This window comes from Streptacidiphilus rugosus AM-16 (assembly GCF_000744655.1).
In the GTDB taxonomy this organism is placed as follows: domain Bacteria; phylum Actinomycetota; class Actinomycetes; order Streptomycetales; family Streptomycetaceae; genus Streptacidiphilus; species Streptacidiphilus rugosus.
Window position 1 is genome coordinate 4,232,047 of the sequence record NZ_JQMJ01000004.1, and the last position, 13,194, is coordinate 4,245,240.

The following is a 13,194-nucleotide window of genomic DNA, read 5'->3' on the forward strand; positions in this document are numbered from 1 at the left end:
AGTCGAGGAGTCTGACCATGGCCTTCGTTCAGATCATCGAGTACACGACGAGCCGCATCGACGAGCTCAACGCCCTGCTGGACGACTGGGTCGAGAGGAACGCGGGCAACCCCCTGGCGACCCGGGCGATGCAGACCCGCGACCGGGACCGCGAGAACGTCTACCTCAACATCGTGGAGTTCCCCTCCTACGAGGTCGCGATGGCCAACTCCGACCGGCCCGAGACGGCACAGTTCGCCGCCCAGGTGGCGGCCCTGTGCGACGGCCCTCCGGTCTTCCGCAACCTCGACCTGGTCCAGCTGCGGTCCTTCGAGGGCTGACGCAGATCCCTCACGGGCACTGCGTGAAGGACCGCCGGTAGTCCGCCGGGGAGACGCCGACGGCGCGGCGGAAGTGGTGGCGGAGCATGGCGGCGGTCTGGAAGCCCGCGGAGCGGGCGATTTCCTCGACGGTGAGGGGGGACTGCTCCAGCAGCCGGCGGGCGTGCAGGACGCGCTGGGCCGCGAGCCAACGGCCGGGCGTGGTGCCGGTCTCGGCCAGGAAGCGGCGGGCGAAGGTGCGCTCGGACATGTGGGCCCGGCGGGCCATCTCGGCGACCGAGTGGTCCGTGTCCAGGCGTTCGGACAGCCAGGCCAGCAGCGGCTGCAGGCTCTCCGCGACCCGTTCGGGCACCGGCTGGACGATGAACTGCCGCTGTCCGCCCTCCCGTTGCGGTGGCACCACCATGCGTCTGGCGATGGCCGTGGCGGCCTCGGAGCCGAGTTCGCGGCGGACCAGGTGGAGCGCGGCGTCGATGCCCGCCGCGGTGCCCGCGCTGGTGATGATCTGCCCGTCGTCGACGTAGAGCACGTCGGGGTCGATCCGGGCGAGGGGGAAGCGGCGGGAGAACTCCTCGGCGTGCCGCCAGTGGGTGGTGCAGCGGCGGCCGTCCAGCAGGCCGGCGTCGGCGAGCACGAACGCGCCGCTGCAGACCGTCAGCAGCTGTGCCCCGCGGGCGTGGGCGGCGCGCAGCGCGTCCAGCAGCTCCGGCGGATACTCGGCACGGATCGCGTACGCGGGGACCGCGACCAGGTCGGCCCGCTCCAGCTGGTCGAACCCGAAGGGGGAGGTCATCGCCGCGCCGACGCCGGCCTGCACCGGGCGGCCGGGCTCGGGGGTGCAGACCCTGAAGTCGAAGGGCGGCACCCCGTCCTCGGTCCGGTCGATGCCGAACACCTCGCAGACGACGCCGAACTCGAAGGGCGCGAAGCCGTCGATCAGGGGGACCGCCACGGTGTGCAACATGCCGTCAGGATACGTGGCAGGATCTTGACGCAACAGGTCCTTTCTGCCGCTGGTGGCAGGATCTCGCTGAGCGCAGTCTTACTGCCATGGGAATCATCGTGCTCGCCATCGCCGCCGTCGCCCTCGTCGTGGGCCTCGAACTCAACCAGCGCCGCAACCGCCGCGGGCTCCCCATCGCCCCCCAGCACTTCACCGTCGCCGTGCCGCAGGACCGCGACCTGGAACGGCTGCGGGACGAACTGCTCACCCGCTGACGCCGGGTCGGCGACGCGGATGCCCCCGCGGCGACACCGAAGGGCCGCACCGTCCACCCTCGAAGACGGTGCGGCCCTGCGCGGTCCTGCGCGCCCGGTCAGGGTAGGCGCAGCCAGACCGCGGTATCGGGGGGCAGCTCGCCGTCGGCCAACTGCCCGCTGCACAGCAGCACCCGGCTGCCCAGCGGCAGCTCCGCGGGGCCGGCGCCGAGGTTGACGATGCAGGCGAAGTGGTCGGAGCGGGTGAAGCCCAGCACCTCGCGGTGGCCCTCCAACCAGGTCAGCTCGCCGTCGCCGAGCGCAGGTTCGCTTCGTCGCAGCCGGAGCGCCGCGCGGTAGAGCGCCAGCATCGACCCCTCGTCGGCGGCCTGCCGCTCGACGGTCAGCCCCGACCAGCCCGTCGGCTGCGGCAACCAGGTCGCCTCCCCGCCGAAGCCGAACGGAGGAGCGTCGCCGCTCCACGGCAGCGGCACCCGGCAGCCGTCGCGGCCCGGGTCCGCGCCGTCGGTGCGGTGGAACATCGGGTCCTCGATCACCTCCACCGGCAGGTCCTCGACCTCCGGCAGGCCCAGCTCCTCCCCCTGGTAGAGGTAGACCGACCCCGGCAGGGCCAGGCTCAGCAGGGCCGCGGCCCTGGCCCTGCGGGTGCCGAGCGCCGGATCGGTCGGGATGCCGTGCGCCTTGGCGGCGAAGTCGAAGCCGGTGTCGGCGCGGCCGTAGCGGGTGACCGTGCGGGTGATGTCGTGGTTGGCGAGCACCCAGGTGGCCGGGGCGTGGACCGGGGCGTGCACGGCCAGCGTGGTGGTGATCGTCTCGCGCAGCCGTTCCGCGTCCCAGGGGCAGGTCAGGAAGCCGAAGTTGAACGCCGTGTGCAGCTCGTCCTGGCGCAGGTAGCGGGCGAAGCGCTCGGGATCGGGCAGCCAGACCTCGCCGATCAGGGCCCGCGGCTGCGCGTAGGACTCGGCCAGCTTCCGCCAGCCGCGGTAGATGTCGTGGATCTCGTCGCGGTCGAGGTAGGGGTGCGGGTCCGCGCCCTCGACCAGGTCGGGCAGGGTCGGGTCCTTGACCACCTCGGCGGCCGAGTCGATGCGCACGCCGGCCGCGCCGCGGTCGAACCAGAAGCGCAGCACCTCCTCATGCTCGGTGCGGACGTCGGGGTGCTGCCAGTTGAGGTCCGGCTGCGGGGAGGCGAAGCGGTGCAGGTACCACTGCCCGTCGGGGACCCTGGTCCAGGCGCTGCCGCCGAACTGCGAGGTCCAGTTGTTGGGCGGCAGTTCGCCGCTCCCGCCGCGGCCGTCGCGGAACCAGAAGCGCTCGCGCGCCGCCGAGCCCGGGCCGGCCGCCAGGGCCTCCTGGAACCAGCGGTGCTGGTCGGAGACGTGGTTGGGGACGATGTCGACGATGGTGCGGATGCCGTGGTCGAGCGCCTCGGCGATCAGCCGCTCGGCCTCGGCCAGGGTGCCGAAGGCGGGGTGGATCGCGCGGTAGTCGGCGACGTCGTAGCCGCCGTCGGCCATCGGCGAGGCGTACCAGGGGTTGAACCACAGGGCGTCGACGCCGAGTTCGGCCAGGTACGGCAGTCGGGAGCGGACTCCCGCGAGGTCGCCCACGCCGTCGCCGTCCGCGTCGGCGAAACTGCGCACGTAGACCTGGTAGATCGCGGCGCCGCGCCACCACTCGTGGGGATTGAGCAAGGTAGGAGTCTCCTTGGCGATTGGCCGGTCGGCTGTGCGGCCGACGGGCCGTTGGCGAGACGCGAGGTCAGCCCTTGAGGCTGCCGGCAGTCAGACCGGACATGATGTTGCGCTGGAAGAAGAGGAAGAAGAGCACCGTCGGCACGGCCGAGATGGCGGCCGCTGCGATGAGGATGTTCTGCGGCACCCCGAGCGAGAGCGAGTAGATGCCGGCGTTGAGCGTCTGCTTCGTCGGGTCCGGCTCGGCCAGCAGCGGCCAGAGGAAGTCCTTCCAGACGTTGACGAGCGCGAAGATGGAGACCACGCCGATGATGGGACGCGACATCGGCAGCACGATGGAGACCAGGGTGCGCAGCGCTCCCGCGCCGTCCATCGCGGCGGAGTCCAGCAGCTCCTGCGGCACCGAGTCGAAGAACCGCTTGAGCAGGTAGATGTTGAAGGCGTTGGCCACCGAGGGCAGCCAGATCGCCCAGGGCGAGTTGAGCAGGTTCAGGTGCAGCAGCGGGATGTCCAGCACGGTCAGGTACTGCGGGACCACCAGCACCATCGCCGGGATCATCAGCGTGGCCAGCATCATCCCGAGGATCGCGTTGCCGAGCACGGGCCGCAGCTTGGACAGCGAGTAGGCCGCGCCGATGTCGAAGACCAGCTGGAAGGCGAGCGCGCCGAAGGCGTACCACAGGGTGTTCAGCAGCAGCTGGGAGATGCTGAGCCGGTCCCAGGCCTGGCTGTAGTTGGAGAACTGCGCGTGGTGCGGGTAGAAGGTCGGCGGCGTCTGGATGGCCTCGGTGGTGCCCTTCAGCCCGTCGGTGACGAGCAGGTAGAGGGGCCCGAGGAAGACCAGCGTGAACGCCACGACGATCAGCACCAGCGCCGCGCGGTAGAGCGTCCGGCTCTGCTGCGCGGGGTTGATCAGGGTACGGGTCCCGCTCATGCCTCGGCCCTCCGGTTGAGTCGTACGTAGAGCACCGAGAAGCCGGCCAGCACCAGCAGCAGGAGCAGTCCGAGGGCGCAGGCCGCGCCGTAGTTGGAGAAGTTGAAGGCGTACTGGTAGATCAGGTAGACCACGGTGGTGGTCGAGCCGTTGACGCCCTGGCCGCCGTTGGTGAGCACGAAGGGTTCGACGAAGACCTGCATGGTGGCCACGATCTGCAGCATCAGCATCAGCGACAGGATCAGCCTGGTCTGCGGGATCGTCACATGCCAGATCCTGCTGAGCAGGCCGGCCCCGTCCAGCTCGGCGGCCTCGTAGAGCTCGCCGGGGATGTTCTGCAGGGCCGCCAGGTAGATCAGCGTGGCACTGCCCATGTTCATCCAGGTGGAGGCGACCACCACGGCGAGCATGGCCACGTTCGGCGACTGCAGCCAGCCGGAGGCGGGCAGGTGGAGCAGGTGCAGCAGCCGGTCCAGCAGGCCGTAGTCGGGGTTGTACAGGTCCTTGAACAGCAGCAGCGAGGTGACCGGCGGCAGCATCACCGGCAGGTAGACCAGGATCCGCAGGTAGCCGCGGGCGTGGCGCAGCTCGTTCATCACCACGGCCAGGACGAAAGGGAGGCCGAAGCCGAGCACCAGCGCCATCCCGGTGAACTCGGCGGTGTTGCGCCAGGCCTGCCAGAAGCTGGGGTCGTTGGCGACCTGGTTCAGGTTGTGCAGGCCCACCCAGGTGGTCCTGCCCGCTCTCGCCTTCTGGAAGCTCATGATCACTTCACGGACCATGGGATACCAGGAGAAGCAGGCGAAGCAGAGCACCGCGCCGATCAGGAAGCCGTGGGCGGCGAGATTGCGTTGCACGCTTCTGCGCAGGGCCCCGGGCCGACCCGTCGCCCGGGCGGGCGACGAGTCGGTGCCGGAGGATGCGGTCAGGACCGCCATCTTGGAACTCCTCGGAACTTCAGGGTGCGAACGTGGTCGCGAACTACTGGGCGTTGGCCAGGACCTGGTTGACCTGCTGCTCGGCGGTGTCGAGCAGCTTCTGCGGGTCCGCGTGCGGGTCGGTCAGGACCGAGGCCATCGCGTTGTCGAGGATCTTGTAGATCGCCTGGGCGTTGGCCGGCTCGGTCACGCCGGGGACGTTCGCGGTGACGTAGGGGGTGAAGGCCGCGACGGACATGGTGGCGTTGGCCGTCTTCAGCGCGGTGTCCTTGGCCGCGCTGGCGCCCTGGAAGAGCTGCGGCTCGGGGATGCCGACGGCCTGGCCGGCGGCCTTGGAGCGGGCGTAGTTGAACTGCTGGCCCTGGCCCTCGGTCAGCCACAGGTAGCTGACCAGCTCGATGCCGGCCTTGATCTGCGCCGGCGTGTCCTTGACGTTGAACATGTAGTCGTCGCCGCCGCCGAGCGTGCCGACGCCGGGGCCGCTGTTGCCGGGCATCGGGCCCATGCCGTAGTCGGCGTACTTCGCGCCGAGGCTCTGCACCATGTAGGTGATGTCGTCCGGGGCCGCGACGTACATGCCGAGCTTGCCGGCCGCCATCTGCTTCTGCAGGTCGCCCCACTTGTACAGCTGGGTGCTGCCCATGACGTTGTCGGTGAAGCGCAGCTTCTGCAGGTTCTGCAGGACGGCGAGGCCCTGCGCGTTGTTGAACGCCGCCTTCTTGCCGTCGTCGGTGACCATCTTGCCGCCCTGGGCGTACATCTCGGCGGTGAAGTGCCAGCCGCCGTTGTTGCCGGCGCTGTAGTCGCCGTAGCCCGAGATGCCGTTGCCGAGTGCCGCGATCTTCTTCGCGTCGGCTTCGACGTCGGCCCAGGTCTGCGGCGGCTGGTCGGGGTTGAGACCGGCCTGCTGGAACAGCTTCCGGTTGATGATCATGCCCATCGTGTAGTTCTCACGCGGGACGCCGTAGGTCTTGCCCCCGGACTGCAGCGGCGCCCAGACCGAGGACAGGATGTCGTCCTTGACCGGCAGGTTCTCCGAGGTGAGGTACGGGGTGATGTCCGCGGCCTGTCCGGCGTCCAGCACCTGCTGACGGTCGGTGAAGTAGGTGTAGAAGACGTTCGCCTCGGTGCCGCCGCGCAGGGCCGCGGTGAACAGCTCCGGCGTCTCGCACGGGAAGGTGTCGACGGACTTCACCGTGATGTTCGGGTGGATCTTCTCGAAGGCCGCGATGTCGTCGTTCCACTGCTTGACCTGGGTCGGACGGCTGCTCGGCGGGGCACAGTCGATCGAGATGGTGACCTTGCCGTTGTCGCCGCCGCCGGTGGTCTTCGTGCCCGGCGAAGCGGTGCTTCCGCAGGCGGCGGTCAGCGAGAGAGCGGTGGCGGTGATCAGCAACGCTGCGGATCTGCGCATGGGTGGTAGACCCCTTCATGGGCGGTGAATGGTGTGGGGAGTGGCGGGGCTCACTTAAGCACCGGCGACGCGACGCGCACAAGATGTCGACGGAAATCCGCAAGAAATGAACGTTGAACCGTGACGAAGCATCGATGAAACGGCAGAAGGCCGCATCCTGGCGGATGCGGCCTTCAGGGCGGAGTCGATCAGGCGGCGGCGCGCTCACGCGGCGCAGGACCGGTCGAGGCCCGGACCACGAGCTCGGGCTCGAACAGCAGCTCGTCATGGGTGACCCGCACCCCGACCAGCTCCCCCACCAGCAGCTCGACGGCCGCCCTGCCCATCGCCTCGATGGGCTGACGGATCGTGGTGAGCGGCGGATCGGTGCAGGTCATGAAGGGCGAGTCGTCGAAACCGACGATCGACACGTCCGCCGGGACCGACAGGCCGCGGCGCCGGGCGGCGCGCACCGCGCCGAGCGCGAGCGGGTCGCTCGCACAGATCACCCCGGTCATCCCCCGGTCGAAGAGCTTCCCCGCCCCGGCCTGGCCGCCCTCCAGCGAGAAGAGTGCGTGCTCGACCTCACGCTCGCCCAGCTCCAGGCCCGCGCGGGCGGCCGCCTGGCGGGCGGCGGCGAGTTTTCGCCGGGTCGGCATGTGGTCGGGCGGGCCGAGCAGCAGCCCGATCCGGCGGTGGCCCAGCGAGACGAGATGACTCACCGCCTGTTCCACCGCCACCGCGTCGTCGCAGCTGACCTGCGGAAACCCGATGTCGGGTATGGCCGCGTTGGTCAGCACGGTGGGCAGGCCGCGCAGGAACAGCCGCCGATAGTGGTCGTGCGGGGACTCGGCCTGCGCGTAGAGGCCGCCGAAGAAGACCACCCCGGACACCTGCTGCTGCAGCAGGAGTTCGACGTAGTCGGACTCGGACACCCCGCCGGCGGTCTGCGTGCACAGCACGGGCGTGAAGCCCTGCTGCGCCAACGCCCCGCCGACCACCTCGGCAAAGGCCGGGAAAATCGGATTCTGCAGTTCGGGCAGCACCAGCCCCACCAACCGTGAACGCTCGCCCCGCAGTTGGGTCGGCCGTTCGTAGCCGAGCACATCCAGGGCGGTGAGCACGGTGGCCCGGGTCCGATCGGAGACACCCGGCTTGCCGTTGAGCACCCGAGAGACCGTCGCTTCGCTGACCCCGACCTTCTTGGCCACCTCGGCAAGTCGTCGTGTCATGCTCAGAGTGTAAGGCATCTTTTGCAATCAGCCGACTGATGATCGCAATTTATTTGCACGCCTTGCACGCCGACTACCAGTCGAGCGTGCCCTCCCGGTCGAAGAAGCTCCCGCTGGGACCCTCGGGCCCGAGCAGCGCGGCGCGGACGATGACCTCGGCGCCCTGCTCGACGGTCTGGTGGCCGGTGTTCCCGTTCAGGTCGGTCCGGGTGAAGCCCGGCTCGACCGCGTTGACCCGCATCTCGGGGAAGGCCTTGGCGTACTGGATGGTGACCATGTTGACCGCGGCCTTCGAGGCCGGATAGGCCACCCCGGGGTAGGCGTGCCGCGGGTTGCCCGGCGTGCTGACCCCCGCCAGGGAGGCCAGCCCGCTGCTCACGTTCACCACGACCGGCGCGGCCGAGCGCCGCAGCAGCGGCAGGAACGCGTGGGTGACGCGCACCAGGCCGAACACGTTCGTCTCGAAGGTCTCCCGCATCTGCTCGCCGGTGATGTCGGCGGCGCCGATGACCGCGTTGCCCGCCGCCCTGCCCTCGATGCCGGCGTTGTTGACCAGCACGTCCAGGCCGCCGGCCGCCGCCACGACCTCCGCCGCCGCCCGCACCGACGCCTCGTCGGTGACGTCGAGCCGTACCGCCCGCGCGCCCAGCCGCTCGGCCGCGGCGCGTCCGCGCTCCTCGTCCCTGCTCCCGATCCAGACCGTGTGGCCCTCGGCCACGAGTCGGCGGGCGGTCTCGAAGCCGAGACCCTTGTTCGCTCCGGTGATCAGTGTCGTCGTCATGGCTCCAGGCTGCGTCCCGTGCGGGCCGCCTGCCAGGAGCCCGGTCTTCCTGGGACCGCCAGTACCAGGTACAGCCGGCCGCGGCGGTGCACAGTGGTGTCATGGCGAGCACGGAGTTCGGGCAGACGATGCGACGCTGGCGGGACCGGGTCTCCCCCGAGGCGGCCGGGCTGCCCCAGGGCGGCCACCGCCGTGCGGCCGGGCTGCGCCGTGAGGAGCTCGCGCTGCTGGCCGGGATCTCGGTCGACTACGTCACCCGCCTCGAACAGGGCCGGGCCACCCACCCGTCCGAGCAGGTCGTCGAGGCGCTGGGTCGGGCGCTGCGGCTGTCAGGGCCCGAGCGCGAGCATCTCTTCCATGCCGCCGGACTGGTCCCGCCCGGCCAGGGCACCGTGCCCGGGTTCATCACTCCGAGCGTGCAGCGGATGCTGGACCGCCTGACCGGCACGCCCGTCGCGGTCTCCGACGCGGCCTGGACCCTGCTGCTGGCCAACCCGATGTACACGGCGCTGATGGGCGAGTACCACGGCAGCGAGCGCAACGCGGTCTGGCGCAACTTCCTCGGCGCGGGCAACCGCCGGGTCCGGCACACCCCGGAGTCGCTGCGTTCCCTGGAGGCGGCCCAGGTCTCCGCCCTGCGGTCCGCCTCCCGCCACTACCCGGCCGACCAGCGGCTGCGCCGCCTGATCGCGGAACTGAGGGCGAACAGCGGGCGCTTCGCCGAGCTCTGGGACGCGGGCGCGGTCGGCCGGATCGAGGGCTCGCGCAAGACCGTCGACCACCCGCTGGTCGGCGAGCTGACGCTGGACTGCGACGTGCTCAGCGTCGCGGGCAGCGACCTGCGCATCATGGTCTACACGGCCGAGCCGGACTCCGCCGACGCGGATCGCCTCGCGCTGCTCTCGGTGCTGGGCACGCAGGCGCTGACCGGGTAGTCCGCCCGCCGGGCGCCGAAACTTACACGGCCGCCGGCCGCCGGCCGGGCCGCGGGCCGGGACCGCGCGACGCGCGCAGGACACAAACCGGCAACGCGCTCGCCTTCCTCTTGACACGGACGCCCCCCAGGAAGGAATCTTCACGGCAGGGATTGGGAGCGCTCCCAAACGCAGATGCAGGAGCTTCCTGGCCCAGCGGATCCGATGAACGCCACCCGGGTCGCATTCCGCGGCTGCATTCCGGGAGCGCTCCCAGATCTTCGCCAACCGCACATCCACTCCCCGCCAAGCCGCACCCTCCGACCAAGGAGACTCCATGCGCACGTCCTCCGCACCTCGCGTCGCCCGGCCCGGCAGAGCAGTCGTGTCCTCGGCCGTGGCTCTCTCTGCCGCTGTCGCCCTGCTGGCCACGGGCTGCTCCTCCAGCGGCAGCACGGCCTCGGGCAACCCGTCCGCCGCGAACGCCAAGATCACCCTGACCGTCGGCGACTTCGGTGACTTCGGCTACAAGGAGGCGGGCCTGTTCGCCGCGTACATGGCCGCGCACCCGAACATCACCATCAAGGAGGACACCACCACCGCCGAGGCCGACTACTGGACGGCCCTGCAAACGCACCTCTCCGCCGGCGGGCTCGACGACATCCAGGCCCTGGAGGTCGGCCGCATCTCGCTGGCCACCTCCGACGCCCTGAGCGGCGCCTTCGAGGACCTGAGCAAGGCCCCCGGCGTCAACAAGGACGACTACCTGCCCTGGAAGTGGGCGCAGGCCACCACCGCCTCCGGCAAGACCATCGGCCTGGGCACCGACGTCGGCCCGATGGCGGTCTGCTACCGGCAGGACCTGTTCAAGGCGGCCGGCCTGCCCTCCGACCCGGCCGCGGTCAGCGCGCTGTGGGCGGGCGACTGGTCCAAGTTCGTGCAGGTCGGCCAGCAGTTCCAGGCGAAGGCGCCCAAGGGCACCTACTTCATGGACTCGGCCACCGGCCTCTTCAACGGCGTCGTCTCCAGCAGCACCAAGCAGTACTACTCGGGCGGCAAGCTGGACTACAAGAACTCGGCCAGCGTCAAGCAGGCCTGGACCCTGGCGATGCAGGCCGACGCGGCCGGCGAGTCCCAGGGCCTCAAGGAGTTCGACCCGCCGTGGCAGGCGGCCTTCGCCAAGTCGACCTTCGCGACCACCATCTGCCCGTCCTGGCAGCAGGCCAACATCCAGAAGTTCTCCGGCGACGCGAACACGGGCAAGTGGAACGTGGCGCAGGCCCCGGCGGCCGGCAACTGGGGCGGCTCGTTCCTGGCCGTGCCGTCCTCCGGCACGCACAAGCAGGCGGCCGAGGACCTGGTCGCCTGGCTGACCGCGCCGGCCCAGCAGGCCAAGGTCTTCCAGGCGGTGGGCAACATCCCGTCCAACATGCGCGCCTACGACCTGCCCGGGGTGACCGACTTCAAGAACCCGTTCATCGGTCCGAACGCGCCGACGGGCCAGATCTTCTCCACGGCGGCCAAGCTCATCCAGCCCGCCGAGATCGGCCCGCACGCCGGTGACCTGCAGAACGACTTCAGCAACGGCATCCTGCTGGTCGAGCAGAACCACAAGAGCGCGACCGAGGCCTGGAACACCACGGTCCAGCAGATCGACAGCAGCATCCAGTAGCCGCCTGCGGACCGGCGGACTGACAGCCGCTCAGTCGGTCCGCCGGTCGGCCGGTCGGCCGGTCAGTCAGTGTTCGCGACAACTCCGGTTGCCCGCCCGCCCGCCTCCCTGGGCGGGCAACCGGCTGCACCCCGGAAGGAGCCCGCACGTGGCCACTTCAGAACGTCGGCAGGCCTGGCGCAGCCGCCTCTACCGCTGGGACACCAAGGGCTCCCCTTACGTCTACATCGCGCCGTTCTTCCTCGTCTTCGCGGCCTTCGGGCTCTTCCCCCTGCTCTACACCGGCTGGCTCTCGCTGCACGAGGTGAGCCTCTACAACGTCAACCAGTCGACCTGGGTGGGGTTCAAGAACTTCACCGACCTGTTCAGCGGCGCCCCGAGCCACTTCTTCTGGAACGCGCTCGGCAACACGGTGACCCTGGGCGTGCTCTCCACGGTGCCGCAGCTGCTGATGGCCCTCGGCCTGGCCCACCTGCTCAACTACAAGATGCGCGGCAGCGCCTTCTTCCGCACCGCCCTGCTCGCGCCCTACGCCACCTCGGTGGCCGCGGCCACCCTGGTCTTCGCGCTGATCTTCAGCCCCGAGGGCGGCATGGCCAACTGGGTACTCGGCCTGTTCGGCGCCGCCCCGGTGCACTGGGAGGCCGGCCGCTGGACCTCGCAGATCGCCATCTCGGTGATCGTCACCTGGCGCTGGACCGGCTACAACGCGCTGATCTACCTGGCCGCCATGCAGGCCGTTCCGGGCGACCTGTACGAGGCCGCCGCGCTCGACGGTGCGTCACGATGGAAGCAGTTCCTGCACGTCACCATTCCCGCGCTGCGTCCCACGATCCTGTTCACCGTCGTCATCTCCACCATCGGCGCCACCCAGCTCTTCGGCGAGCCCTTCCTGTTCGGCGGCCAGAGCGGCCACCAGGGCGGCGCCGCCAACCAGTACGAAACGCTCGGCGTGCTCATGTACGACCAGGGTTTCCGCAACAGCATGCTCGGCCGTGCGTCCGCGATCGCCTGGATCATGTTCGGGCTGCTGGTGCTCCTCGGAGCCGCCAACGCCCTGATCGCCCGCCGCCTGCGCCGCTCACAGTGACGGGAGAGAACCCATGACCACCACCACGCAGCTGACGCACTCCCCCACTGTCACGACGCCCGCGCCCGGGCGCCGCACCGCCCTGCGCGGGGTGCGCGCGGGCCGCCAGCACCACGCCGGTCCGGTCGCCTACCTGGTTCTCGGCCTGGTCGCGCTGGCCTCGCTGTTCCCGCTGTACTGGACCCTGGTCGCCGCCTCCACCGACGCGCACCGGGTGGTCTCCACCCCACCGCCGCTGGTTCCCGGCGGCAACCTGTTCAAGAACCTGGACTACGTCTGGCACAACGCGGGCGGCCGGGGCATGGGCGTGGCGCTGCTCAACTCCACCCTGGTGGCGAGTTCGGTGACCATCGGCACGGTCGCCTTCTCGGTGCTGGCCGGCTTCGCCTTCGCCAAGCTCCGCTTCCGCGGCCGCGGGCTGCTGATGACCCTGGTCGTCGCGACCCTGGCGGTGCCGGCGCAGCTCAGCGTCGTCCCGCTGTTCATCCTGATGCACAACCTCGGGCTCGGTAACCACCTCGGCGCGCTGATCCTGCCGACCCTGGTCACCGCGTTCGGCGTCTTCTTCATGCGCCAGTACCTGATCCAGGCGCTGCCGACCGAGCTGCTCGAGGCCGCCAGGATGGACGGCGCGAGCTCGCTGCGGACGGTCTGGCATGTCGTCGTGCCGATCGCGAGGCCGGCCATGGCCGTTCTGGGCATGCTGACCTTCGTGCAGTCATGGAACGACTTCCTGTGGCCGATCATCGCGATGAACGGCTCGACCAACCCGACCGTCCAGGTCGCGCTGGCCGGTCTCGGCACCGGCTGGTCCACCGACTGGTCGGTCATCATGGCCGGCGCGCTGATCGGCACGCTGCCGCTGCTCCTCGTCTTCGTCCTGTTCGGCAAGCACATCGTCGGCGGGATCACCCAGGGCGCCATCAAGGGCTGAGCCCGCCCCGAGCCCTGACGCGGTTCCCCTCGTCCGCTGCCTCCCCGTCCCCTCCCCCTCAGGAGAGCCTTCCC

13 protein-coding genes are annotated in these 13,194 nt (G+C 70.2%); 6 read left to right on the forward strand and 7 right to left on the reverse strand.

Annotation, left to right across the window (positions count from 1 at the left end; genetic code table 11):
• Positions 1–17 precede the first annotated feature (17 nt).
• Positions 18–320, forward strand: coding sequence for a hypothetical protein (locus tag BS83_RS28405; RefSeq protein WP_037606307.1), 303 nt, complete (start codon positions 18–20; stop codon positions 318–320).
• 10 nt (positions 321–330) lie between these two features.
• On the opposite strand, the gene BS83_RS28410 is transcribed toward BS83_RS28405, so the two are convergent.
• Positions 331–1,284, reverse strand: coding sequence for a helix-turn-helix domain-containing protein (locus BS83_RS28410; protein ID WP_037606310.1), 954 nt, complete (start codon positions 1,282–1,284; stop codon positions 331–333).
• A gap of 86 nt (positions 1,285–1,370) precedes the next feature.
• Between BS83_RS28410 and BS83_RS45785 the strand changes: the two genes are divergently transcribed.
• Positions 1,371–1,538, forward strand: coding sequence for a hypothetical protein (locus BS83_RS45785; RefSeq protein ID WP_157597350.1), 168 nt, complete (start codon positions 1,371–1,373; stop codon positions 1,536–1,538).
• Positions 1,539–1,636: 98 nt separating this feature from the next.
• On the opposite strand, the gene BS83_RS28415 is transcribed toward BS83_RS45785, so the two are convergent.
• The 6 genes from BS83_RS28415 to BS83_RS28440 all read right to left on the reverse strand — a co-directional run bounded on the left by BS83_RS28415 (position 1,637) and on the right by BS83_RS28440 (position 8,510).
• On the reverse strand, positions 1,637–3,232 hold the full coding sequence (locus BS83_RS28415; protein WP_037606313.1) for a glycoside hydrolase family 13 protein: 1,596 nt from the start codon (positions 3,230–3,232) through the stop codon (positions 1,637–1,639).
• A 67-nt stretch (positions 3,233–3,299) separates the two neighbouring features.
• On the reverse strand, positions 3,300–4,166 hold the full coding sequence (locus BS83_RS28420; RefSeq protein ID WP_037606316.1) for a carbohydrate ABC transporter permease: 867 nt from the start codon (positions 4,164–4,166) through the stop codon (positions 3,300–3,302).
• A complete protein-coding gene (locus tag BS83_RS28425) occupies positions 4,163–5,104 on the reverse strand; it encodes a carbohydrate ABC transporter permease (RefSeq protein WP_037606318.1) in 942 nt (313 codons plus the stop codon). Before BS83_RS28425 ends, BS83_RS28420 begins: the two co-directional genes overlap by 4 nt.
• 43 nt (positions 5,105–5,147) lie before the next feature.
• Positions 5,148–6,518: an ABC transporter substrate-binding protein gene (locus BS83_RS28430; protein ID WP_037606320.1), complete on the reverse strand. Its 1,371-nt coding sequence runs from the start codon at positions 6,516–6,518 to the stop codon at positions 5,148–5,150.
• Positions 6,519–6,706: 188 nt separating this feature from the next.
• Complete coding sequence (locus BS83_RS28435; protein ID WP_037606321.1) at positions 6,707–7,729, reverse strand: LacI family DNA-binding transcriptional regulator; 1,023 nt, start codon at positions 7,727–7,729, stop codon at positions 6,707–6,709.
• Positions 7,730–7,802: 73 nt separating this feature from the next.
• Entirely contained in the window at positions 7,803–8,510 is a 708-nt protein-coding gene (locus BS83_RS28440) for an SDR family NAD(P)-dependent oxidoreductase (protein ID WP_037606324.1), read from the reverse strand.
• 101 nt (positions 8,511–8,611) lie between these two features.
• On the opposite strand from BS83_RS28440, the gene BS83_RS28445 reads away from it, so the two are divergent.
• The 4 genes from BS83_RS28445 to BS83_RS28460 all read left to right on the forward strand — a co-directional run bounded on the left by BS83_RS28445 (position 8,612) and on the right by BS83_RS28460 (position 13,120).
• Positions 8,612–9,445: a helix-turn-helix transcriptional regulator gene (locus BS83_RS28445; RefSeq protein ID WP_037606325.1), complete on the forward strand. Its 834-nt coding sequence runs from the start codon at positions 8,612–8,614 to the stop codon at positions 9,443–9,445.
• A gap of 316 nt (positions 9,446–9,761) precedes the next feature.
• Positions 9,762–11,096 (forward strand): ABC transporter substrate-binding protein, encoded by a 1,335-nt coding sequence (locus BS83_RS28450; RefSeq protein ID WP_037606328.1) that lies wholly within the window; start codon positions 9,762–9,764, stop codon positions 11,094–11,096.
• Between the two features lie 148 nt (positions 11,097–11,244).
• Positions 11,245–12,186 carry a carbohydrate ABC transporter permease gene (locus BS83_RS28455; RefSeq protein ID WP_037606331.1) on the forward strand — a complete coding sequence of 314 codons (942 nt, stop codon included), beginning with the start codon at positions 11,245–11,247 and terminating at the stop codon, positions 12,184–12,186.
• 13 nt (positions 12,187–12,199) lie between these two features.
• Positions 12,200–13,120, forward strand: coding sequence for a carbohydrate ABC transporter permease (locus BS83_RS28460; protein WP_084714222.1), 921 nt, complete (start codon positions 12,200–12,202; stop codon positions 13,118–13,120).
• Positions 13,121–13,194 lie beyond the last annotated feature (74 nt).